Here is a 22,101-nt window from a genome sequence, read left to right on the forward strand (position 1 = left end):
CGGCGGGTCACTCCTCGATGAGGAGCTTCTCCCGGAGCTGGGCCAGGGTGCGGGCCAGGAGCCGGGAGACGTGCATCTGGGAGATGCCCACCTCCTGCGCGATCTGCGACTGCGTCATGTTGCCGAAGAAGCGCAGCAGCAGGATCCGCTTCTCGCGCGGCGGGAGGTCCTCCAGCAGGGGCTTGAGCGACTCCCGGTACTCGACGCCCTCCAGCGCCTCGTCCTCCGCGCCCAGCGTGTCGGCGACGGCCGGCGACTCGTCGTCCGTGTCCGGCACGTCCAGGGAGAGCGTCGAGTAGGCGTTGGCCGACTCCAGGCCCTCCAGGACCTCCTCCTCGGAGATCCCCAGCCGCTCGGCGAGCTCGTGCACCGTCGGCGAGCGGCCGTGCGTCTGGGAGAGTTCCGCGGTCGCCGTGGTCAGCGACAGCCGCAGTTCCTGGAGCCGCCGCGGCACCCGCACCGCCCAGCCCTTGTCGCGGAAGTGCCGCTTGATCTCGCCCACCACGGTGGGCGTCGCGTACGTGGAGAACTCCACCCCGCGGTCGGGATCGAAGCGGTCCACCGACTTGATCAGGCCGATGGTCGCGACCTGCGTCAGGTCGTCCAGCGGCTCGCCCCGGTTGCGGAAGCGGCGGGCCAGGTGCTCGACCAGCGGCAGGTGCATCCGGACCAGGCGGTCCCGCAGCTCGCCGTACTCGGGCGTACCGGGCTCCAGCGACCGCAGCCGCACGAACAGCGCCCGCGCCGCGCTCCGGTCCTGCGCCACCCGCGTCTCGCGGGTCCGCCGGTGGTCCTGCTCCTGGTACTCGTGGACCGGCTCGTCGGACTGCGCGGGAGGCCGCTCGTGGTCCGGCGCCGCCCCGGCCCCGTCCGCCGCGTCGACGGCGGCGACCACGGGGACCGCTCCGTCCGCGGCCGCGTCGTGCCCGCGCTCCACGAAGGGCGCGCTCCCCGCGCCTTCTCCGGCGTCCCGGTCGTGCTCGCTCATCGCCCTGCCCGTAGCCCTTCCCCGAACCCCCCGGCGCCCGGCGTCCCCCCTGGTGCGGGGCCTGCCGGATGCGCCGCTCGGCTCCGTCGCCCCGTCCGGATGCGGCCGGGCCTGACCGGGAATCCCGTCGGCCCCGTCCGCGCGCCCGGCCGCCGCGGCCCCGAGGGCGCCGCGTTCGTCGTCCCGCACCGGCCCCTCCCCGTTCCTCACGTCGGCCCGGGTCCCGCGCCGCGCTGTTTGTAGAGGCTGATCGACACCGTCCGGTCCTCGTCCACGGCGGACGACACCTTGCCCGCGAGCGCCGACAGGACCGTCCACGCGAAGGTGTCGCGCGACGGCGCGTTCCCGTCCGTGGTCGGGGCCGAGACCGTGACCTCGAGAGAGTCGTCGACCAGCCGGAAGACACAACTGAGGACCGAGCCGGGCACGGCCTGCTGGAGCAGGATCGCGCAGGCCTCGTCCACCGCGATGCGCAGGTCCTCGATCTCGTCGAGGGTGAAGTCCAAGCGGGCGGCGAGACCGGCCGTGGCCGTCCGCAGCACCGACAGGTAGGCACCCGCTGCCGGCAGCCGGACTTCCACGAAGTCCTGGGTCGCGGGCTCGCCTGCGATCTGGGACACCCTCACCTCCAAGGTGGTACAAGCGTTTTCAGGGCCCCGGGAGTCGCCCCTCCGGGGTAACGCGATACATGGTTCAGCGGTGACGCTACCGCGCGCGGGACATTCCTGTCCCCGGGACCCCGTCGCTGTGAACTCACTCCCAGTGAACACTTATTCACGGAGCGTGTACAGGGGGTGCGTGCTCGCACGTCGTCACTCTGTGCCGGATTGACGTACCCATCCGTCCCACGCGCCAACCGCGTCACGCGGAAGGGGTGTCGATGCTGTGACCGGACCGTGTCGGTCACGTGCCGGAGCGCCCCGAGGACGCCGAAGGCCCGCCCGGTGGTTCGCCGGACGGGGTGGGTGGTGCGGCCGTGCGGTCAGCGGCGGCCGCGGCGGTGATGGTGGGCGATCCGTTCGTGGGGCACCTCCGCGGCGGGGGCCCGCAGCCTCGCCTCGCCGGGCTCCTGCCCCTTGGCCGGGCAATCCGGGTTCTCGCAGTGCCCGGGACGCCACACGGGCACGTACGTGCCCATCATCTTGTGCCGCCGGACCACCATCGGCACAGGCTGCCCGCAGGACGGACAGACATATCGGTCACTGTCCATACCCCCAGGGTAGTTCGGGCCGCCCGCCCCCGCACCCTCCCCCTCGCCGCCTCCCCCGGCGGCGCGGAAGGCGGCGAGGAACCCGGTCAGCTGGTGCGGCGGGTGACGAACTCGGCCAGGGCGAGCAGGCCGTCGGCGGCCTCGGGGTCGGGCACGGCCCGGGACAGCTCGTGCATCGCCCGCGCCATCCGGTCGGCCGCCTGGGTGTGCGCCCAGTCCCGGCCGCCCGCCTCCTCCACCGCCCGGAGCATGGCGTCCAGGTCCTCACCGGGTGCGGGCTCGGCCGCGTACAGCTCGGCCAGGCGGGCCCCCGCCGGGGTTCCGGAGGCGAGGGCGGCGACCACCGGCAGGGACTTCTTGCGCGCGGTGAGGTCCGCCCCGGCCGGTTTGCCGGTGCGCCGCGGGTCGCCCCACAGGCCGATCAGGTCGTCGATCAGCTGGAAGGCGAGCCCGGCCTGGCGGCCGAAGGCGTCCAGCGCCCGCACCCGCTCCTCGTCGGCCCCGGCGTACAGTCCGCCCATGGCGCAGGAGGCGCCGAGCAGCGCGCCCGTCTTCGCCTCCGCCATGGCCAGCACCTCCTCCACGGTGACCTCGCCGGGGCGGCGCCGCTCCAGGGCAGTGTCGGCCTGCTGGCCCGCGCACAGTTCGATCACGCAGTCGGCCAGCAGGGCCGAGGCCCGGGCGGCCGCCGGGTGCGGGTCCTCGGCCAGGAGACGGGTGGCCAGGGCCTGCAGGGCGTCCCCGGCCAGGATGGCCGCGCTGTCGCCGAACACCGTCCAGGCCGTGGCCCGGTGGCGGCGGGTGGTGTCCCGGTCCATCACGTCGTCATGGAGCAGGGTGAAGTTGTGCGTGAGCTCCACCGCGACGGCCGCGGGCACCGCCGCCCGGGTCGCGTCCTCGGCGGCCGGTCCGGAGCCGCCGGCGAGCGCCGACGCGGCGGTGAGCACCAGGGCGGGGCGGATGGCCTTGCCCGTCGGTGCGTCCGCGGGAGCGCCGTGGGCGTCCTCCTGGCCGAAGTGGTAGCGGGCGATCCGCCGGATCTGGCCCGGCAGCCCGTCCACCGCCCGCAGGAGCGCGGGCTCCACCACCGTCTTGACCCGTTCCAGCAGCGCCGCCGCCTCGGGTTCGTCGGGTCGGTCCCGGCCTCTGCCGGCCTCCGTCCGCCGGGCCCCCTGCGGATCCGCGGCGCCGCGTGCGCCCTGTGCGCCCTGTGCGCCCTGTGCGGGCTGTGTGGCCTGTGCGGCCTGCGTTTCCCCCCGGTCCCGTGCGTCGTGCGTGCCCTGCGGTACCTGTGTCGTGATCACGTGACTCATGGCCCCCCTCGGGGAACTCCTTTCACTTCTGTTCGCCGATCTCCCCCCGCAATGTCCCCACCCTGCCGGGCGGGGACACCGGTCGGCGCGGGTCAGCTCACCTCCATCGCCCGATCTCCACGTTCTCCAGCACTCCGAGCGCATCCGGAACCAGCACGGCCGCCGAGTAGTACGTCGTCACCAGGTAGTTGATGATTGCCTGCTCGTTGATGCCCATGAACCGGACGGACAGCCCGGGCTCGATCTCGTCCGGGATGCCGGTCTGGTGGAGGCCGACGACACCCTGGTCGTCCTCGCCGGTACGCATGGCGATGATCGAGGTCGTGCGCGCCTCGGTCACCGGGATCTTGTTGCACGGGTAGAGGGGGACGCCGCGCCAGGTGGGCACCCGCTGGCCGCCCACGTCGACCGACTCCGGCACCAGACCGCGCTTGTTGAGTTCGCGGCCGAAGGCGGCGATGGCGCGCGGGTGGGCGAGGAACAGCTTGGTGCCGCGGCGCCGGCTGAGCAGCTCGTCCATGTCGTCGGGGCCGGGGACGCCGTCGTGCGGCTGGATGCGCTGGTCGTACTCGCAGTTGTGCAGCAGGCCGAACTCGCGGTTGTTGACCAGCTCGTGCTCCTGGCGCTCCTTGAGCGCCTCGACCGTCAGCCGGAGCTGGTGCTCGGTCTGGTTCATCGGCTGGTTGTACAGGTCGGCGATCCGGCTGTGGATGCTCAGGACCGTCTGGGCGACGCTCAGTTCGTACTCGCGGGGCCGCGCCTCGTAGTCCACGAAGGTCCGCGGGATGTCCACCTCACCGGCGTGTCCGGCGGACAGGTCGATGGCCTTCTCGCCGTACTTGTTGGTCCGCTGGGCGGGGATGGCGCGCTGCCGGCGCAGGTGCTCGCGCAGCGGCTCGGAGCGTTCCGCGATCTGGTCCAGGTCGCGGCGGGGCAGTGCGAGCACGGTGCAACCGGTGACGGCGCGGAGGGTGAACTCCCAGATGGACTCCGGGTCGAGGATCGACTGGTCGCCGAAGTAGGCGCCGTCGGCGAGGACCCCGAGGACGGCGTCCTCGTCGTAGGGGCCGGATCCGACCTTCTCCACCTTGCCGTGGGCGAGGAGGAAGACCTCGTCCACCTGACTGCCGAAGGAGGCGATGATCTGGCCCGGCGCGAACTCCCGCTGCCGACACCGCTGGGCGAGCTCGCCCAGCACCTCCAGGTCCTCGAATTCGCGCAGCGCGGGCAGTTCGCCGAGTTCCGCCGGGATCACCTCGACCTGGTCACCCGTCTTCACGAAGGTGATCCGGCCGTCCCCCACGGCGTAGGTGAGCCTGCGGTTCACCCGGTAGGTGCCGCCCTGCACGTTCACCCAGGGAAGGGTGCGCAGCAGCCAGCGGGAGCTGATCTCCTGCATCTGCGGAGCGGACTTGGTGGTGGTGGCCAGGTTCCGCGCGGCTGCCGTGCCGAGGCTCTGCTGCGGCCGGTCCTGCTCGGTGCGGATCTCTTCGCCTACCGACATAAAGAATTGCCCTCCCGGTTGTGCCCCGCGCCGGTACAGCGTGGCGGGGCCTGTTGACGTGATCCACTCTCGGCGACGGAACGTGTCCGCGCCATTACCCGAAAGAGCGGGACTGAAGGCGCGTTCGACGGGGCAGGGCTCGCAGTTCGGGTCCGGATGCGCCGTGAACGCGCCCGTAGGCTCCGCGAACACGGCCGGAAGAGGATTCCGCTCGGCCCGACCGCGGTAGGAACCGTGCGTGACGGAACGGTCACTGTGCGCGAAGGAGGTCCGTCGTGGCCAAGCCCATGTCGGCGAGGACGTTCCTGAGGATCTTGAAGGACGAGGGCCTGCGGGTCGAGGAGGTGGGTGACTGGAGGGATCACAACCGCAACTCGGCCGGCTCCTGGGGGCCGGTCCACGGGGTGATGGTCCACCACACGGCCACCGAGGGGGCGGAGCGGACGGTGGAGATCTGCCGGGAGGGCAGGTCGGACCTGCCGGGGCCGCTCTGCCACGGCGTGATCACCAAGGACGGCACGGTCCATCTGGTCGGCTGCGGGCGCGCCAACCACGCGGGGCTGGGCGACGACGAGGTGCTGCGGGCGGTGATCACCGAGCGCGCGCTCCCGCCCGGGAACGAGGCGCGGGCCGACGGCAACCGGTACTTCTACGGCTTCGAGTGCGAGAACCTCGGCGACGGGGACGACCCCTGGCCGGACGAGCAGATCGACGCCGTCGCCCGTGCGGCCGCGGCGATCTGCCGGCACCACGGGTGGTCGGCGCGGTCGGTGATCGGGCACCTGGAATGGCAGCCGGGGAAGACCGACCCCCGGGGGTTCACCATGAAGGCGCTGCGGGAGCGGGTGGCGGAACGCCTGAAGTGAGGCGGGAGGCTCCGGCGGGCGAGCGAGGCCGGTGACGGAGGCACGCGGGTGACGCGGGGGCGCGGGTGACACGGGGGCGCAGGCCCGCGGGTGGCGTGGGGACACCGATGACGCGGGCGGCGGGCCGGGGGCGACAATGGGCGGGTGAACGAGGTCCGGGTGCCGGGACGGGTGCCGTCGCCGCTGGTGGAGGTCGCGGACGAGCGGTTCGCCCGGCGCGGGGTGCGTCTGCTGCTGAAGCGGGACGACCTGATCCATCCGGACCTGGTCGGCAACAAGTGGCGCAAGCTGACGCCCAGCCTGCGGGCCGCGGGGGGCCGGCCGCTGGTGACCTTCGGCGGCGCCTGGTCGAACCACCTGCGGGCGACGGCCGCCGCCGGACGGCTGCTGGGGCTGGAGACGGTGGGCATCGTCCGGGGGGACGAACTGGCGGACCGGGAGCGCAACGCGTCCCTGGAGCGGTGCGTGGCGGACGGGATGCGGCTGTGCTTCGCCGACCGGGCGACGTACCGGCGCAAGGCCGAGCCGGAGGTGCTGGCGGGGCTGCTGCGGGACGCCGGGACACCACCGGACGCCTTCGTGGTGCCGGAGGGCGGGAGCAACGGGCCGGCCGTGCGCGGCTGCGTGGCACTGGGCGAGGAACTGCGCGGCCTGGCGGACGTCGCCGCGGTGGCCTGCGGCACCGGCGGGACGCTGGCCGGCATGGCGGCGGGGCTGGCCCCCGCGCAGCGTGCGCTGGGGGTGGCCGTGCTGAAGGGCGGCTTCCTGGCCGAGGAGGTGCGGCGGCTCCAGCAGGAAGGATTCGGCGGGCCCAGGGGCCGGTGGGAGGTGGAGGACCGCTTCCACTGCGGAGGCTTCGCCCGGGTCCCCGCGGAGCTGGACGCCTTCGCGCGGGACTTCGAGGACCGCCACGGGCTGGGCGTGGAGCGGGTGTACGTCGCCAAGCTGCTGTTCGCGCTGACCGTCCTGGCCGAGGAGGGCGCGTTCGCACCGGGGACCAGGCTCGCCGCGGTGGTCACCGGGCGTCCGTTCCCGGAGGGCTGACGCCGCCCCCGGCGGCCCGCGGCCCGCCGCCCGCCGCCCGGCTCAGTCCCCCTCCGCCTCCCGGAACGCGGCCGCCTCCTCCAGGTCGAGCCGCATCAGCAGCGTCCGCAGCATCTCGTCGTCGATGTACCGGGCGTCGCGCAGGCGCACGAACACGTCCCGCTCGGCCGCGATGACCTCGCTGGCGAGCCGCCGGTAGGTGTCGTCCGTGTTCTCCCCCGTCAGCGGGTTGCGGGTGCCCAGCCGCTCCCACACCGCGTTCCGGCGGCGTTCCATGACCCGTCGCAGCCGGTCCGCCAGCGGCTGCGGCAGCGCGTTGCGCTCGTCGGCCATCAGTTCCTCCAGCCGCTCCTCGGCGGCGCTCGAGGCCTGCGCCTGGGCGTTGGCCTCGACGAGCGTCTCCGCCTGGACGTCCCGTCCGGGCAGCCGGAACGCCCGGATCAGCGGGGGCAGCGTCAGGCCCTGCACCACCAGCGTGCCGATCACGGTGGTGAAGGTGAGGAAGAGGATCAGGTTCCGCCCGGGGAACTCCTCCCCGTCGCTCAGGGTGGCGGGGATCGAGAAGGCGATGGCCAGCGAGACCACGCCCCGCATCCCGGCCCAGGAGATGATGAACGAGCCCTTCCAGGTCGGGTTGGCCTCGCGCTCCCGGATGCGGCGGGACAGCAGCCGCGGCACGAAGGTCGCCGGGTACACCCAGACGAACCGGACGACCACCACCGTCACGAACAGAGCCACCGAGTACCAGAGCACCTCCCCGGTGCCGTAGTCGTCGCCCAGGTCCCGGACCACCACGGGCAGTTGCAGGCCGATCAGCGCGAAGACCGCCGACTCCAGCACGAAGGCGACCATCCGCCACACCGCCCCCTCCTGGAGCCGGGTGGCGAAGTCGACCTGCCAGGCGTGGTGGCCCAGGTAGAGGGCGACCACCACCACGGCCAGCACACCGGAGGCGTGGACCTGCTCGGCCAGCGCGTAGGCGAAGAAGGGGATCACCAGGGAGAGCGTGTTCTGCAGCAGCGGGTCCTTCAGCCGGGTGCGCAGCCAGTGCAGCGGCACCATCAGCGCGAGGCCGACGCCGACGCCGCCCACCGAGGCCATCAGGAACTCCAGGCTCCCGTCGAGCCAGCCGACGCTCTCGCCCAGGGCGGCGGCCAGCGCCACCTTGTAGGCGGTGATCGCGGTGGCGTCGTTCACCAGGGACTCGCCCTGCAGGATGGTGGTGACCCGCGCGGGCAGCCTCAGCCGGCGGGCGATGGCGGTGGCGGCGACCGCGTCCGGGGGTGCGATCACCGCGGCCAGCACCAGCGCGGCGGCGGCGGAGAGGCCGGGCACGAAGGTGTGCACCATCAGCCCCACCACCAGCGTCGAGAACAGCACGTAGCCCACCGAGAGCAGCGCCACCGGCCGCTTCTGGGCGCGCAGGTCCAGGTAGGAGCTGTCCGTGGCCGCCGTGTAGAGCAGTGGCGGCAGCACCAGCGGCAGGACGACGTCCGGGTCGAGCTCGTACTCGGGGACCCCCGGCAGGTACGACACCAGCAGGCCGACCGCCAGCAGCACGAGCGGCGCCGGGACGCGGGTCCGGCGGGCGGCGCCGGCGACGGCCGCGCTGCCCGCGATCAGCAGCAGCAGGGGCATCACATGCATCGGGGTCCCATCCTCGCTCCGTGTGCATCACCTGCACCGGACGTAATCTGAGTCCCATGAAACACTGCGCGCACGTCGACTCGCTGCCGCGTCCCGAACCGGCGCCTCGGTCGGACACCTGCCAGGGGTGTCTGGCGGCCGGCACCCATCCGGTGCAGCTGCGGATGTGTCTGGAGTGCGGGCACGTGGGGTGCTGCGACTCGTCGCCGCTGCGGCACGCGGCGGGGCATTTCGAGGAGACGGGGCATCCGGTGATGCGGACGTTCGAGCCGGGTGAGGCGTGGCGGTGGTGCTTCGTGGACCACGTCCTCGCCTGACCCCACCCCGGCCCCGCCCGCGCCCCCTGTGTGCGGTCACCGCGGCACGCCCGCACAGATCACCCCCATCCCACCCGCGGGCAACTCCCGCCACGGGGTGCGCCCATCACGCCCGTCCCGCCCGCGTGCAGCTCCGCCGCGCGGTGCGCCCATCACGCCCTCCCGTCTGCGGGCAGCCCCCGCCGCACGATGCGCACATCAGGCCCACCCCGCCCGCGGGCAGCCCCCACCACACGGTGCGCACATCACGCCCTCCCTTCCGTCTGCGGGCAGTTGTGCCGCCGTGCGGTGTGGAGCTCCCGCCCTTCCGTCTGCGGGCAATCGTGCCGCTAAGGGCGGCACGGGTGGGCGCAGGCCTCACGTACGCACGTGACGGCTCGCTCCGCGGAAGTTGAGCCCCTGGGAAGGGGGCGGGTCGGGGGATGAACAGTGCTGTCCGCCGGGGCCCGGCTTGTGCACGCCGCAGTGAGGTCACGCCGTGTACGGCGCCGCCCGCTTGGGCTTGGTGGAGCGGACCGCTCGCCGCGGAGGCGCCGCCCTGCGCCCGCCCGTGCCGCCCCCTGGGCGGCCCAGCCGCCCGCAGGGGGGTCGGAGCAGCCGCCCGCAGGGAGGTCGGAGCAGCCGCCCGCAGGGGGGGCGGAGCAGCCGCCCGCAGGGCGGTGGAGCAGGCACCCGCGGGGCGGTGGAGCAGGGGCCCGCAAGGTGGTGGGGCAGGGGCCCGCGGGGTGGCCAGGCGAGTCGCCTGCAGGGCGGCGGGGTGCGGCAGGGTGACCAACCAGGCGCCGCAGGGTGGTCGGAGCACGGGCCTGCGGGCGCGGGCAGGGACGCAAACGGCAGCGCAGCCCCTGGGCCGGCTCGAGGGCACGTGACGTGCGGCCCGCCGACCGGGGTGGATTCGGTGGCGGGGACTCGACCCGGGGCGCGGGTGAGGAACGTCTGAGGGCGGCGTACCTGGCCGCGAGGCAGGGGCCCGCCCCCTGCGGCCCTGCCGGTGGGGCGGGGGCGCCCCGGGGCCCTGCCGGTGTGGCGGGGCCCCGGTCGCGGTGGTCAGGCGGTGAGGAGGGCCTCCGCCGCGGCCACACCACAGACACGTGCCGCACCGTGCGTGGCCACATGCACCGCCCCCCGCGGCGCCGCCTGGGGCAGCCCCATCTCGACCACCACCGTGTCCGGCCGCGCCGCCAGCAGCACGTCCAGCGCCCGCGCCATCCACGGATGCCGGTGCTCGTCGCGGACCACGGCGACGATCCGCCGGTCACCCGCCGCGGCCAGCGCCGCCTCCGCGGCGGCCTGCCCGGCCTGCCCGGCGGCCTCCGCGAACGTCCCGCCGGCCTGACCGGCGACTTCCGCGGACGTCCCACCGGACGCACCGGCAGACTCACCGCCGGACGCACCGCCGGACGCACCGGCAGCCTCCTCGCCGGTCTCCCCGGTCTCCCCGGTCTCGCCGGTCTCCCCGCCGAAGCTGCCCCCCACCGTGCCCGGCAACCTGCGCGCCAGCTCGGCGGCGACACCCCACGGCGTCTCGTCGCCCACGGCGATGTTGGCGACCGGCGTGAACGAGGCGACGTACGGCTCCCCGGAGAGCGGCGTGAACCCCCGCTCCCCCACCGTCAGCCGCAGCGCCCGCCGGGCGGCGTCGAGGCCCACCTCCGGCGCGGGCGCGGGCGCGCCGGCGACGGGACCCCGCGGCACCCAGGCCGCCAGCTCCCGCACCCGCCGGGCCGCCTCGGCCAGCCGTTCCTCCGGCAGCTCACCCGACCGCACCGCGTCCACCAGCGCGTCCCGCAGCCGCCGCACCGTCTCGTCGTCGGCGAGTCCGCCACCCACGCAGATGGCGTCGGCGCCCGCCGCGACGGCCAGCACGCTGCCGCGCTCGATGCCGTACGTGGCGGCGATCGCGCGCATCTCCATGCCGTCGGTGACGATCAGCCCGTCGTAGCCCAGTTCCCGGCGCAGCAGCCCCCCGAGGATCCGCTGCGACAGGGTGGCCGGGAACTCGGGGTCGAGGGCCGGGACGAGGATGTGCGCGCTCATCACGGCACGCGACCCGGCGGCGACCGCCGCCCGGAACGGCGCGAGTTCCCTCTCGCGCAGCACCTCGGCATCGATGTCGATCCGCGGCAGCGCGTGGTGCGAGTCGACCGCGGTGTCGCCGTGTCCGGGGAAGTGCTTGGTGCAGGCGGCGACGCCCGCGGACTGCAGTCCCTCGACGTAGGCCGCGGTGTGCCGGGCGACCAGGGCGGGGTCGGCGCCGAAGGAGCGCACCCCGATCACCGGGTTTGCGGCGTTGGAGTTGATGTCGGCGGACGGTGCCCAGTTGAGGTTGACGCCGCACTCCGCGAGGCGCCGCCCCAGCTCAGCGGCGACCCGGCGGGTGAGGTCGACGTCGTCCACCGCGCCCAGCGCGTGGTTGCCGGGGAAGGAGGAGCCGGTGCGGACCTCCAGGCGGGTGACGTCGCCGCCCTCCTCGTCGATGGCGACGAGGACGTCCTCACGCTCCTGGCGCAGGCGTGCCGTCAGCGCGGCGAGCTGCTCCGGGGAGGCGATGTTGCGTCCGAACAGGCCGACCGAGGCGAGCCCCTCGCCCAGCCGGCGCAGCAGCCAGTCGGGGGCGGTGGTGCCGGTGAAGCCTGGCTGGAGGACGGTCAGCGCGTCCCGGGTGAGCGTGTCCATGCGTGGTGCCGTGGTGGTCATCGGCGGGTCACCCCTTCACCGCGCCCGAGGTCAGCCCGGCGACGGCCCTGCGCTGCAGGAAGACGAAGACGATCAGGATGGGCACGGCGAACAGCGAGGACGCGGCCATGGTGGCGCCCCAGTTGTCGCCGAAGATGGTCTGGAAGCTGGTGAGCCACAGCGGCAGGGTCTGCATCTCGACGTCCTTGTTGAGGATCAGCACCATCGGGAACTCGTTCCAGGCGGTGATGAAGCCGAACAGGGAGGTCGCCATCAGGCCGGGCGCCAGCAGCGGGAAGATCACCTTGATGAAGGCCTGCGGCCGGCTGCAGCCGTCCACCATGGCGGACTCCTCCAGTTCCCTGGGCACCGCGGCGACGTAGCCGCGCAGCGTGAGGATCGTGAAGGGGAGCACCATCACCATGTAGAACAGGGTGAGCGGCACCAGGCTGTTGAGCATGTCGGCGTCACGCACGATCAGGTAGATCGCGATGACCATGACCTCCCAGGGGGCCATCTGCGCGATCATGAAGGCGACGACGAAGCCGCGCCGGCCCTTGAACTTCATCCGGGCCAGCGCGAAGGACGCGGCCAGGCCGATGACCAGGGACAGCAGCACGGCGGACACGGTGACCGTGACGGAGTTGCCCACCAGCTTCCAGAAGTGGTCCGCCGCGAACGCGGTGCGGAAGTTCTCCAGCGTGCCGTCGAGCGGCAGGAAGACCGGGGTCTCGGAGACGATGTCGCCGCGCTGCTTGAACGCGGTGGAGAACATCCAGTAGACGGGGAAGACGAAGACGACGAAGAGCAGCACGGCAAGGGTGCCTGGCCATGTGCGGGCGAACAGCGAGCGGTTCACAGCTCGTCCTCCCCTTGCTTGAGCACGGTACGCAGGTAGTAGGCGGTCAGCACCAGCAGGATGGCGATGGTCAGGAACGAGATCGCCGCGCCCATGCCGTAGTGCTGGTTGCCGGGGCCCTCGACGAAGGCGTAGAGCGGCAGGATCTCGGTCAGCCGGTCCGGTCCGCCGCGGTTGATCGCGTACACCTGGGTGAGGGCCTTGAAGACCCAGATGACCTCGAGGAAGGTCGTCGCCCACAGGAACGGCTTGATGTGCGGGAAGGTCACCGAGGTGAAGCTCTTCCACGCGCCGGCGCCGTCCAGCGAGGCGGCCTCGTAGAGCTCCTTGGAGATCGTGGTCGTCGCCGCGTAGAGGTTGATCGCGACGAACGGGATCGACTGCCAGACGATCAGCAGGATGATCACCGAGAAGGTGGAGACCTGGCTGCCGAACCAGTTGTAGTCGGCCATGGACTCCCAGCCGAGCTGGGCCAGGATCCAGTTGACGACGCCGAACCGCTGGGCGAACAGCCACTGGAAGACGGTGGTGCCGGCGATGGTCGGCATGGCCCAGGCGAGGACCAGGCCGAGCAGCAGCAGGGTGCGCATGCGGCGGCCGAGGCGGGCCAGCAGCAGGCCGATCAGGGTGCCCAGCACCATGATCAGCACCACGTTGATCGAGGTGAAGACGATCGACCGCAGGGTGACGCGCCAGAAGATCTCGCTGCCGAGGGCCTCCTGGTAGTTGCTGAACCCGGTCCACTCGGTGAGGTGCTGGATGAGCTGGCGCGGGTTGAGGTTCTGGAACGAGATGACCAGGTTCTTGACCAGCGGCCAGCCCAGCAGCACCGCCGTGGCGAGCAGCGACGGGATCAGCAGCAGGTAGGGGGCGGACGACTCGCCGCGCCGCTTGGGGCGGCCGCTCCCCGAGCCGTTGGGGATCTTGACGGACACGGGGGACCCGGCAGCCGGGTCCGCGTCCAAGCGCTCGGTCTGCGCAGTCACAACACACTCCGTGAAGTCATCGAGACATGGCCGGGGGCGGCCTCAGGGCCGCCCCCGGCGTCACATCGCTCAGCTGGTCTGCGCGAGACGCTTGTTGATCTCGTCCTCGACCTGCTTGGCGGCCTCGGCGGGCGACTTTCCGTTCAGGACGGCCGTCAGGTACGTCTTGATCGGGTTGGGGTCGTTCTCCACCGGGGCCCAGGACGGGATCAGCGGAGTGGTGCCACCGAACGCGGCGGCCGGGGCGGCGGCCTCGGCGGCGGCGTTGCCGGTCAGGTTGGAGTTGAGCGCCTCCTTGTTCGGGAGGACGCCGTTCTCCTTGGCCAGCTGGCCCTCGTACTTGTCGGACAGCGCGAGCTTCAGGAACTCCTTGGCGAGCTCCTGCTTCTTGCTGCCCGCGGCGACGGCCAGGTTCGAGCCACCGAGGAAGACACCCTCGGGCTTCTCGGCGGTGTCACCGGGGATGGTGAAGTAGCCGATCTTGTCCTCGATGGACTTGTCGGCCTCGATGGCGATGCCGGCTTCCCAGCCCATGCCGATGAAGGCGCCGACCTTGCCCTTGCCGAAGACCTCACCCTGCTGCGGGGTGGCCTCGTCCTTGTCCTTGGGGGCCTTGGAGTAGGACTGGAACTTCTTGTAGAGCTCCGCCGCCTCGGCGACCTTCGGGTCGGAGAGGTTGGAGACCCACTTGTCCCCGTCCTTCTTGACCAGCTCCGCGCCCTTGCCGATGGTCAGGCCGGTGAAGAAGTACCAGTTCTGGCCGGGCAGGTAGATCGGCTCGGCGTCGGTCTTCTTCTCGATGGCGTCGAGGGCCTTGAAGAAGTCGTCCCGGGTCTTCGGGGTCTCCTTGACGCCGGCCTCCTCCCAGATCTCCTTGTTGTAGATCACCACGCGGTTGGCGAAGTACCAGGGAGCGGCGTACTGGACACCGTCGTAGACGGAGGACTTGTTGAGGGCCTCGGTCCACTCGCCGCCGATCTCGGCCTTGAGGTCGGTCAGGTCGGCGAGACCGCCGGTGGCCGCGTAGGCGGGCGTCTGGGTGTTACCGATCTCCAGGACGTCCGGCGGGTTGCTCTCCGAGAGGGCGGTGGTGACCTTCTGCTGGATCCCGTTCCACTGCTGGATCTCGATCTTGAGCTTCGCGCCGGTCTTCTTCTCGAACTCGGCGGTCAGGTCCTTCTGCCACTGCTCGGGCGTCGACCCGTCCATCGCCCAGACGGTCAGGGTCTCGCCCTTGAAGCCGTCCTTGCCGGACTTGGCATCGTCCGTGCCGTCCGAGCCACCGCACGCCGCGACGGAGACCATCATGCCCGCGGCGACCGCCGCGGCTGTCAGCTTGCGCTTCACGCCACCCTCCTCAGGGATGCCACATACCCCCCTGCCCACCTCGGTGCCGAAGAGCCGCGTGCTGCTGCCGACGTGTACTGCCCGTGGGGCCGGGACCTGGACCAATGGTGTAGACCAGTAGGGGGAGCTTGGCCCAGACCAATAGGGCTGTCAAGGAGTCGGAACACAGGCACGGAGGTCCGTGACGCTTCCGAGATATGCAGGGTTCCTGCGGGATTCGCTCCCGGAGCGGCCCCCGCGCGAGGATGGGCGGGCGGGTAGACCAATCATCGCAGCGACGCTATGGACTAGACCAAAGCGAGCGGCCGACGGTATACAGGATCTTCGCGGGGATCACGGAGCGTAGGCGCTCCCCCTCCTCACCCCCCACGGAAGGCCCCGACGAGAGGCGGAAGATGAGCACCGACGTCAGCAGCGCCGAGGGCGAGGGCGGAGCCGTCGTCCGCACCGCGCGCGTGCCCAAGTACTACCGCCTGAAGAAACACCTGCTGGAGATGACCGAGACCCTGCCGCCCGGCACCCCGGTCCCTCCCGAGCGCACCCTCGCCGCGGAGTTCGACACCTCCCGCACCACGGTCCGCCAGGCGCTCCAGGAGCTGGTGGTGGAGGGCCGGCTGGAGCGCATCCAGGGCAAGGGCACCTTCGTCGCCAAGCCCAAGGTCGCCCAGTCCCTGCAACTCACCTCGTACACCGAGGACATGCGCGCCCAGGGCCTCGAACCCACCTCGCAGCTGCTGGACATCGGGTACATCACCGCCGACGACACGCTGGCCGGGCTGCTGGACATGACCCCCGGCGGCCGGGTGCTGCGCATCGAGCGGCTGCGCATGGCCGACTCCGAGCCGATGGCGATCGAGACCACGCACCTGTCGGCCAAGCGCTTCCCCGCGCTGCGCCGCAGCCTGGCCAAGTACACGTCCCTGTACACGGCGCTGGCCGAGGTCTACGACGTCCGGCTCTCCGAGGCGGAGGAGACCATAGAGACCTCCCTGGCCACACCGCGGGAGGCCGGGCTGCTCGGCACCGACGTGGGCCTTCCGATGCTGATGCTCTCCCGTCATTCGCTGGACATGGACGGCGGACCGGTGGAATGGGTGCGTTCGGTCTACCGCGGCGACCGGTACAAGTTCGTCGCCCGGCTGCGGCGCCCGGAGGACTGACCGCGCCCCGACCCGCACACTTACCGATTCGCAACGCGAACGAGGCTATCCAGCTGTGTGCCGCGTCACTTACATTGCCGACGCCAACAAGCCAGAGGCAATGGAGCTGTTCGATGTCCGAATCATCAGGGGCAGGCGGAGGGACGGTGACCCCCGTGCGGGTCGTCATCGCGCTGTGCCTGCTCGCGCCCTTCGTGGCGATGCTGTGGGTGGGGTCCTACGCGAAGGTCGAACCGACCTTCATCGGCATCCCGTTCTTCTACTGGTACCAGATGGCGTGGGTCCTTATCTCCACCGCGCTCACCATGATCGCCTACGTCCTGTGGCGCCGTGACCAGCGCGGTCGCGCCGCCTCCCGTCACTCCTCCACGAAGGACGGGGGTGCGTCGTCATGACCGAGGGCGTGAACGTCGTCGCACTGGTCGTCTTCTGCCTCTTCTTCGTCGCCGTCACCGTGATGGGCTTCCTGGCGGCGAAGTGGCGCAAGGCCGCGAACGAGAACTCGCTGGACGAATGGGGCCTGGGCGGCCGCTCGTTCGGCACCTGGATCACCTGGTTCCTGCTGGGTGGCGACCTCTACACCGCGTACACCTTCGTCGCCGTCCCGGCGGCCATCTACGCGGGTGGCGCGGCCGGCTTCTTCGCGGTGCCGTACACCATCCTGGTGTACCCGCTGATCTTCACCTTCCTGCCCCGCCTGTGGTCGGTCTCGCACCGCCACGGCTACGTGACCACCTCGGACTTCGTCCGCGGCCGGTACGGCTCCAAGGGCCTCTCCCTCGCGGTGGCGATCACCGGCATCCTCGCCACGATGCCGTACATCGCGCTGCAGCTCGTCGGCATCCAGGCGGTGCTGGACGTGATGGGCGTCGGCGGCGGGGAGAACACCCACTGGTTCATCAAGGACCTGCCGCTGCTCATCGCCTTCGGTGTGCTGGCCGCCTACACGTACTCCTCCGGCCTGCGGGCGCCCGCGCTGATCGCGTTCGTCAAGGACACCCTGATCTACCTCGTGATCGCCGTGGCGATCATCTACATCCCGATCAAGCTGGGCGGCTTCGACGCCATCTTCGAGGCGGCGAGTGGCAAGTTCGAGGCCATCAACCCGGTCACCGAGAAGCCGACCGGCGCCCTCGTGCCGGCCGAGCCGGGCCAGTGGACCTACGCCACCCTGGCGCTCGGTTCCGCGCTCGCGCTGTTCATGTACCCGCACTCGATCACCGCGACGCTCTCCTCCAAGAGCCGTGAGGTCATCCGCCGCAACACCACCATCCTGCCGCTCTACTCGCTGATGCTGGGCCTGCTGGCGCTGCTCGGCTTCATGGCCATCGCGGCCGGCATCAAGGTGGCCAACGGCCAGCTGGCCATCCCGCAGCTCTTCGAGAGCATGTTCCCGAGCTGGTTCGCCGGCGTCGCCTTCGCCGCCATCGGCATCGGCGCGCTGGTCCCTGCGGCGATCATGTCCATCGCCGCGGCCAACCTGTTCACCCGGAACATCTACAAGGACTTCCTGAAGCCGGACGCCACGCCGGAGCAGGAGACCAAGGTCTCGAAGATCGTCTCGCTGCTGGTGAAGGTCGGCGCGCTGGTCTTCGTCCTCGGCATGGACAAGACGGTCGCCATCAACTTCCAGCTGCTGGGCGGCATCTGGATCCTGCAGACCTTCCCGGCCCTGGTCGGCGGCCTGTTCACCCGCTGGTTCCACCGCTGGGCCCTGATCGCCGGCTGGGCGGTCGGCATGATCTACGGCACCTACCAGGCGTACCAGGTCTCCTCCCCGACGCAGAAGCACTTCGGCGGCTCCTCCGCCGAGATGCCGCTGATCGGCGAGATCGGCTACATCGGCTTCACGGCCATCGTCCTGAACGTGCTCGTCACCGTGGTCCTCACCTTCGTCCTCCGCGCCGCCAAGGCGCCGGACGGCGTCGACGAGACCAGCCCGTCGGACTACACCGCCGACGCCGGCGACCGGGGCGTCGACCCGGAAGTCCCGCCGGTCACCGCCCCCACGCACTGACCCGTCCCGTCCGTTCCGGTTCCGCGGCCCCGCGCACCCACGTGCCCGGGGCCGCGACCCGTCCGGGCCCTCGCCCCGACCCCCCGCCGGGCCCTCAGCCGCTCCAGCCTCCGACCCGGCTCCCGGCCACCTGAACTCCCGGACCGCGAACCGGCCGTCGCCCTCCGGCCCGTACCCCGACTCCCGTTCTCCCGGCCCGCGACAGGCCGTCGGCTCCCGGTCCGCCCTCCGGCCCTGCTCCCGAACGCGAACGGCCGCTGACCGGGCGCGACTCCCGGCAGCCGGCCCTCGGCACCCGGCACCCTCGGCCCCAACCCCCCGGGCCGCGGAGCCCGCCCGGAACCCGAGCCACGCCACGGTCCCCGAACCCCGAACCCGTCAGGACCCCCGGCCGCCGAACCGACGCCGGCTCCACTTCCGGCTCCATCCCCAGCTCCAGTACCGGCACCAGCTCCGGCCCCCTGGGCCCTGCCCCCCATGCCGCGGAACCCGTCCCGGCCTGCGCCACGGTCCCCGAACCCGTCAGAGCCCCCGGCCGCCCACACCCGCTCCACTCCCGGCACCGGCACCGGCACCGGCTCCAGATCCGGCACCGGCACCGGCACAGGCTCCGGCTCTGCTCCGGCTCCGGCTCCGGCAGGGGCACGGGCTCCGGCCTCGGCTCTCCGGTACCGGCCTCCTGCCCCAGGCCCTCGGCTCCCCGGCTCCCCCGGTGGTCTCCGGCCCCCTCTCCCGGCTTCCGGCCGCGACTCGCCGCTCCCGGCCCCCTGGTGTCGGCCCCGCCCTCGGCTGCGGGGCTCACGGGCTCGGGCCAGGACCTGGGATTCCGGTTCCCGGGAGCCGGGGGCCTGGGCCCGTCGGGGTCTCGGGCATGCTGGGCGGATGGACATCACCATCCGCCCCGCGCTCGACGCCGAGTTCGACGCCCTCGGTGAGATCACCGCGCGCGCCTACCTGGACGACGGACTACTCGCCTTCGACAGCGGCGACGCCTACCGCGACGCGCTCCGGGACGTGCGCGCCCGGGCCACCACCCCCGGCGCGGAGGTGCTGGTCGCGGTGGACGGCGACCGGCTCCTCGGCAACGTCACCTTCGTCGCCGGAGGGCCTCTCGCCGACATAGCCGCACCGGACGAGGCCGAGATCCGCATGCTCGCGGTGTCCGGCGAGGCCCGCGGCCGCGGGGCCGGCGAGGCCTTGGTCCGCCACTGCGCCGACCGTGCCCGCGCCCTGGACGGCTGCCGCCGGCTGGTGCTCTCCACCCAGCCGGGGATGCGCGCCGCCCACCGCCTCTACGAACGCCTCGGCTTCGTGCGGGCGCCGCACCGCGACTGGAACCCGCTCCCCGACATCCCCCACTTCGCCTTGCTGGCCTACGAGTTGACGATCTGACGATCCGCGGCGCCGGAACCTCCCGGAGCGTCCGGAGCGTCCGGTTCCGTCATCGGAACGCCGCAGATCCTTCGCCGCAGACGGTGTTGACGCGCGTAGCCCATCGGCCCCACTCTTGCAGCGGCGCCCCGGCAACCCCCCGGCGCCGCCCCCACCGATCCACGGTCAGGAGGCCGCAATGATCAGACGCATGTCCCGCGCGCTCATCAGTTTTGTCATGATCCTGGCAGGTGCAGTGGTCGGCGTCGGTGCCACCGCCGGCACCGCGCACGCCGACGAGTGCTACACCTGGAGCCGCTCCCTCTCCGAGGGCGCGTCCGGTGCCGACGTGACCCAGTTGCAGATCCGGGTCGCGGGCTGGGTGACTTCCGGCGAACGGCTCTCCTACGACGGCGTGTACGGCGCCCGCACCAAGGCCGCCGTCGCCAAGTTCCAGGCGGCGTACGGCCTGGCCGCGGACGGCGTCGCCGGCCCGAACACCTTCAGCAAGATCTACGCGCTGCAGGACGCCGACTGCACGCCGATCCACTTCACCTACGCCGAGCTGAACAAGTGCAACTCGGACTGGTCGGGCGGCGCGGTCTCGGCGGCCACCGCCAAGTCCAACGCGCTGAAGACCATGTGGAAGCTGGAGGCCATGCGGCACGCGCTGGGCGACGTGCCGATCACCGTCTCCAGCGGCTTCCGTTCCAACTCCTGCAACAGCGCGGTGGGCGGGGCGGCGGGCAGCCGTCACACGTACGGTGACGCCGCCGACCTGACCGGCTCCCCGAGCTTCTGCCGCCTCGCGCAGCAGGCCCGCACCCACGGGTTCTCGGAGATCCTCGGCCCGGGCTACCCCGGCCACAACGACCACACCCACGTGGCGCACGACCCGTCGCCGTTCTGGGACGCCCCGAACTGCGGCATCTGATCCCGCCGGCGACGGCGGCAGCACCTACGCGGAAGGCCGGGCTCCTGGGGGCCCGGCCTTCTGCGCGCGTGTACGGGGAACGGATCGGTCGTCCACGACCGCGTCCGCGACCACGACCGCGAGGTGGCGTCAGTCGTTCGCGACCACGGGGTAGCGCGGCTCGTTCTCCTCCATCTGCCGCAGCGCGTTCTTCCGCTCGCGCTTGGAGAGACGGTCGATGTACAGGTAGCCGTACAGGTGGTCCGTCTCGTGCTGGAGGCAGCGGGCGAAGTAGCCGGTGCCGCGCACCTTGACCGGGTTGCCGTACTCGTCCTGGCCGGTGACCTCGGCGAAGTCCGGACGGGCCAGCGGCGCGTAGGCGGTCGGCACCGAGAGGCAGCCCTCGTTGCTGTCGTCGAGGATCCGGCGGTCGGCGGGCAGCTCCACCAGCTTGGGGTTGCAGACCACGCCGACGTGGCGGGCGCCCTCGTCGTCCGGGCAGTCGTAGACGAAGACCTTCAGGGCCACGCCGATCTGGTTGGCGGCCAGGCCCACGCCCTCGGCGGTGCGCTGGCTGGCGAACATGTCGTCGACCAGCTTGCGCAGCTCGTCGTCGAACTCGGTGACGTCCCGGCACTCCTTGTGCAGGACCGGGTTGCCGACGACCGTGATGGGACGCGAGGTGCCGCGCCCGCGGTACGCGCTCTCGCGCTCCTCGCAGTCCTCGGTGTCGATGACGTAACCCTCGTCGTCCACGGGGAGCACGCCCGCGTGCTGCTGATCGGTCTCCTGCTGCGCCATGCCCGACGTATGCCTTCCTCGGTGTCCACGTCCCTGACAGACGCATAGCCTACGGGGCGGGCGCGTGCCCGCGGTCCCATGGCCGTCAGCAGACCTCCTCGAGGTCCCGCCAGTCCCGGGTGTCCGGGCTGTCGGCCACCCAGCCGTCCAGCAGCCCGCGCACCAGCGGGGCCGGGGCCGCCACGCCGCACTCGCGTTCCGGCACCCACAGCTGCCCGTCGGTGCGGTACCCGAGCGGGCCGGGCTGGCCGGGCTCGCTGTGGTCGTGCGGGTCCAGGTGCTCGCCGTCGCCCTCGACGGACGCCATCCGCGACTCCGAGCACATCCGGCACAGCAGCCGCACCGACGACGACCAGTCCTCGGCCGCGAATCCCGCGTCGGCGGCGAGCGCCTCCAGCGCGTCCCGGTCCTCCTCCGAGGCGGCCTCCAGCAGCACCACCCAGGTCGGCACCGGGGACGGCGCCCAGAGCTCGATCTCGTCGAAGACCGGGAAGCTGTGGCCGGTGGCGGTGGTCCGCTCGCCGTGCGGCACGCCGTCGTGCAGGACGACCTCGCCCCAGCGGCGGCCGGAGGACGGCAGCGGGATGGAGAGCACCTCGATCCGCGCCGGGTCCAGGCGGCGTCCCCAGACCACCTCGGCCTCGCCCTCCGGGGAGAGCCGGACGGCCGCGCTGCCCAGCTCCATCCCGGTGGGCGGCCCGGAGGCGGCGGAGCCGCCCGGTACCCGCAGCCCGTACTCCTGCCAGGCGCGACGGGCGAGCGGCCAGTCCTGCAGGGCGGTCGCGGCGATGCCGACGTTCCACCAGTCCGGGGCCCCGGTGTCCCGGTCGAGCAGGGCCACCGCGCGCAGCCCGGCGGCGCGGGCCTGCTCCCAGTCGTGCCGGAACTTGTGCAGCAGTGCCAGGTTGAACCAGGACTCGGACAGCCAGGGCTCGAGGTCGGCGGCGCGCGTCAGGAGCGCGCCCGCGTCCTCGTACCGGCCGTCCCCGATCAGCGTGAACGCGCGGTCCGTGGCCTGCCGCCAGGAGGCGGAGGGCCGGTGCCGTCCCTTGCCGAAGATCCTCACGATTCCCGCCTGCCAG

General features: G+C 72.3%; 20 protein-coding genes. 8 read left to right on the forward strand and 12 right to left on the reverse strand.

Annotated features, from left to right (window positions below; genetic code table 11):
• Positions 1 to 7 precede the first annotated feature (7 nt).
• The 5 genes from GBN72_RS09835 to GBN72_RS09855 form a co-directional block, all read right to left on the reverse strand.
• Positions 8 to 1,198 carry an RNA polymerase sigma factor SigF gene (locus GBN72_RS09835; RefSeq protein WP_151771325.1) on the reverse strand — a complete coding sequence of 397 codons (1,191 nt, stop codon included), beginning with the start codon at positions 1,196 to 1,198 and terminating at the stop codon, positions 8 to 10.
• On the reverse strand, positions 1,195 to 1,608 hold the full coding sequence (locus GBN72_RS09840; RefSeq protein ID WP_151771326.1) for an ATP-binding protein: 414 nt from the start codon (positions 1,606 to 1,608) through the stop codon (positions 1,195 to 1,197). Before GBN72_RS09840 ends, GBN72_RS09835 begins: the two co-directional genes overlap by 4 nt.
• Before the next feature lie 362 nt (positions 1,609 to 1,970).
• Complete coding sequence (locus GBN72_RS09845; RefSeq protein ID WP_151771327.1) at positions 1,971 to 2,198, reverse strand: hypothetical protein; 228 nt, start codon at positions 2,196 to 2,198, stop codon at positions 1,971 to 1,973.
• Positions 2,199 to 2,284: 86 nt separating this feature from the next.
• Positions 2,285 to 3,511 (reverse strand): family 2 encapsulin nanocompartment cargo protein polyprenyl transferase, encoded by a 1,227-nt coding sequence (locus tag GBN72_RS09850; RefSeq protein WP_151771328.1) that lies wholly within the window; start codon positions 3,509 to 3,511, stop codon positions 2,285 to 2,287.
• A 97-nt stretch (positions 3,512 to 3,608) separates the two neighbouring features.
• A complete protein-coding gene (locus tag GBN72_RS09855; RefSeq protein WP_151771329.1) occupies positions 3,609 to 5,015 on the reverse strand; it encodes a family 2B encapsulin nanocompartment shell protein in 1,407 nt (468 codons plus the stop codon).
• A 275-nt stretch (positions 5,016 to 5,290) separates the two neighbouring features.
• Here GBN72_RS09855 and GBN72_RS09860 point away from each other — a divergent pair, with 275 nt between their 5' ends.
• Together GBN72_RS09860 and GBN72_RS09865 are read left to right on the forward strand one after the other, a co-directional pair.
• Complete coding sequence (locus GBN72_RS09860; protein WP_151771330.1) at positions 5,291 to 5,881, forward strand: N-acetylmuramoyl-L-alanine amidase; 591 nt, start codon at positions 5,291 to 5,293, stop codon at positions 5,879 to 5,881.
• Positions 5,882 to 6,025: 144 nt separating this feature from the next.
• Positions 6,026 to 6,925: a 1-aminocyclopropane-1-carboxylate deaminase/D-cysteine desulfhydrase gene (locus GBN72_RS09865; protein WP_246212393.1), complete on the forward strand. Its 900-nt coding sequence runs from the start codon at positions 6,026 to 6,028 to the stop codon at positions 6,923 to 6,925.
• Positions 6,926 to 6,967: 42 nt separating this feature from the next.
• Here GBN72_RS09865 and GBN72_RS09870 read toward each other — a convergent pair whose 3' ends face one another.
• Positions 6,968 to 8,572 carry a Na+/H+ antiporter gene (locus tag GBN72_RS09870; RefSeq protein WP_151771331.1) on the reverse strand — a complete coding sequence of 535 codons (1,605 nt, stop codon included), beginning with the start codon at positions 8,570 to 8,572 and terminating at the stop codon, positions 6,968 to 6,970.
• Positions 8,573 to 8,628: 56 nt separating this feature from the next.
• On the opposite strand from GBN72_RS09870, the gene GBN72_RS09875 reads away from it, so the two are divergent.
• Positions 8,629 to 8,889 carry a UBP-type zinc finger domain-containing protein gene (locus GBN72_RS09875; protein WP_151771332.1) on the forward strand — a complete coding sequence of 87 codons (261 nt, stop codon included), beginning with the start codon at positions 8,629 to 8,631 and terminating at the stop codon, positions 8,887 to 8,889.
• Between the two features lie 1,047 nt (positions 8,890 to 9,936).
• Here GBN72_RS09875 and GBN72_RS09885 read toward each other — a convergent pair.
• From GBN72_RS09885 to GBN72_RS09900, 4 genes are all read right to left on the reverse strand, one after another.
• Positions 9,937 to 11,586 carry a glycoside hydrolase family 3 protein gene (locus GBN72_RS09885; protein ID WP_151771333.1) on the reverse strand — a complete coding sequence of 550 codons (1,650 nt, stop codon included), beginning with the start codon at positions 11,584 to 11,586 and terminating at the stop codon, positions 9,937 to 9,939.
• 7 nt (positions 11,587 to 11,593) lie between these two features.
• Positions 11,594 to 12,424, reverse strand: a complete 831-nt coding sequence (locus GBN72_RS09890; RefSeq protein WP_151771334.1) for a carbohydrate ABC transporter permease — start codon at positions 12,422 to 12,424, stop codon at positions 11,594 to 11,596.
• The gene (locus tag GBN72_RS09895; protein ID WP_439959761.1) at positions 12,421 to 13,359 is read right to left on the reverse strand and encodes a carbohydrate ABC transporter permease; all 939 of its coding nucleotides are present in this window, start codon (positions 13,357 to 13,359) and stop codon (positions 12,421 to 12,423) included. The genes GBN72_RS09890 and GBN72_RS09895 overlap by 4 nt, the downstream gene beginning before the upstream one ends.
• Before the next feature lie 120 nt (positions 13,360 to 13,479).
• Positions 13,480 to 14,757: an extracellular solute-binding protein gene (locus GBN72_RS09900; protein ID WP_151771336.1), complete on the reverse strand. Its 1,278-nt coding sequence runs from the start codon at positions 14,755 to 14,757 to the stop codon at positions 13,480 to 13,482.
• Between the two features lie 395 nt (positions 14,758 to 15,152).
• Here GBN72_RS09900 and GBN72_RS09905 point away from each other — a divergent pair, with 395 nt between their 5' ends.
• From GBN72_RS09905 to GBN72_RS09925, 5 genes are all read left to right on the forward strand, one after another.
• A complete protein-coding gene (locus tag GBN72_RS09905) occupies positions 15,153 to 15,917 on the forward strand; it encodes a GntR family transcriptional regulator (RefSeq protein ID WP_151771337.1) in 765 nt (254 codons plus the stop codon).
• Between the two features lie 113 nt (positions 15,918 to 16,030).
• Positions 16,031 to 16,312 carry a DUF3311 domain-containing protein gene (locus GBN72_RS09910; RefSeq protein WP_151771338.1) on the forward strand — a complete coding sequence of 94 codons (282 nt, stop codon included), beginning with the start codon at positions 16,031 to 16,033 and terminating at the stop codon, positions 16,310 to 16,312.
• Positions 16,309 to 17,934, forward strand: coding sequence for a monocarboxylate uptake permease MctP (gene mctP / locus GBN72_RS09915; RefSeq protein WP_151771339.1), 1,626 nt, complete (start codon positions 16,309 to 16,311; stop codon positions 17,932 to 17,934). The genes GBN72_RS09910 and mctP overlap by 4 nt, the downstream gene beginning before the upstream one ends.
• An 882-nt stretch (positions 17,935 to 18,816) precedes the next feature.
• Positions 18,817 to 19,326, forward strand: a complete 510-nt coding sequence (locus GBN72_RS09920; RefSeq protein WP_151771340.1) for a GNAT family N-acetyltransferase — start codon at positions 18,817 to 18,819, stop codon at positions 19,324 to 19,326.
• Positions 19,327 to 19,504: 178 nt separating this feature from the next.
• Positions 19,505 to 20,239 (forward strand): D-Ala-D-Ala carboxypeptidase family metallohydrolase, encoded by a 735-nt coding sequence (locus tag GBN72_RS09925; RefSeq protein WP_151771341.1) that lies wholly within the window; start codon positions 19,505 to 19,507, stop codon positions 20,237 to 20,239.
• Positions 20,240 to 20,368: 129 nt separating this feature from the next.
• Here GBN72_RS09925 and def read toward each other — a convergent pair whose 3' ends face one another.
• Positions 20,369 to 21,019, reverse strand: a complete 651-nt coding sequence (def, locus tag GBN72_RS09930) for a peptide deformylase (protein WP_151771342.1) — start codon at positions 21,017 to 21,019, stop codon at positions 20,369 to 20,371.
• An 85-nt stretch (positions 21,020 to 21,104) separates the two neighbouring features.
• On the reverse strand, positions 21,105 to 22,085 hold the full coding sequence (locus GBN72_RS09935) for a tetratricopeptide repeat protein (RefSeq protein WP_151771343.1): 981 nt from the start codon (positions 22,083 to 22,085) through the stop codon (positions 21,105 to 21,107).
• Positions 22,086 to 22,101 lie beyond the last annotated feature (16 nt).

Origin of the sequence: Streptomyces abyssomicinicus, from assembly GCF_008974245.1 — a bacterium.
Taxonomy (GTDB): Bacteria; Actinomycetota; Actinomycetes; order Streptomycetales; family Streptomycetaceae; genus Streptomyces; species Streptomyces abyssomicinicus.

Coding starts and splice junctions, on each gene's coding strand:
- GBN72_RS09845 (WP_151771327.1), bottom strand. CDS start 2,198: ATGGACAGTGACCGATATGTCTGTCCGTCCTGCGGGCAGCCTGTGCCG.
- GBN72_RS09850 (WP_151771328.1), bottom strand. CDS start 3,511: ATGAGTCACGTGATCACGACACAGGTACCGCAGGGCACGCACGACGCA.
- GBN72_RS09855 (WP_151771329.1), bottom strand. CDS start 5,015: ATGTCGGTAGGCGAAGAGATCCGCACCGAGCAGGACCGGCCGCAGCAG.
- GBN72_RS09870 (WP_151771331.1), bottom strand. CDS start 8,572: ATGCATGTGATGCCCCTGCTGCTGCTGATCGCGGGCAGCGCGGCCGTC.
- GBN72_RS09875 (WP_151771332.1), top strand. CDS start 8,629: ATGAAACACTGCGCGCACGTCGACTCGCTGCCGCGTCCCGAACCGGCG.
- GBN72_RS09885 (WP_151771333.1), bottom strand. CDS start 11,586: ATGACCACCACGGCACCACGCATGGACACGCTCACCCGGGACGCGCTG.
- GBN72_RS09905 (WP_151771337.1), top strand. CDS start 15,153: ATGAGCACCGACGTCAGCAGCGCCGAGGGCGAGGGCGGAGCCGTCGTC.
- GBN72_RS09910 (WP_151771338.1), top strand. CDS start 16,031: ATGTCCGAATCATCAGGGGCAGGCGGAGGGACGGTGACCCCCGTGCGG.
- mctP (WP_151771339.1), top strand. CDS start 16,309: ATGACCGAGGGCGTGAACGTCGTCGCACTGGTCGTCTTCTGCCTCTTC.
- GBN72_RS09920 (WP_151771340.1), top strand. CDS start 18,817: ATGGACATCACCATCCGCCCCGCGCTCGACGCCGAGTTCGACGCCCTC.
- GBN72_RS09925 (WP_151771341.1), top strand. CDS start 19,505: ATGATCAGACGCATGTCCCGCGCGCTCATCAGTTTTGTCATGATCCTG.
- def (WP_151771342.1), bottom strand. CDS start 21,019: ATGGCGCAGCAGGAGACCGATCAGCAGCACGCGGGCGTGCTCCCCGTG.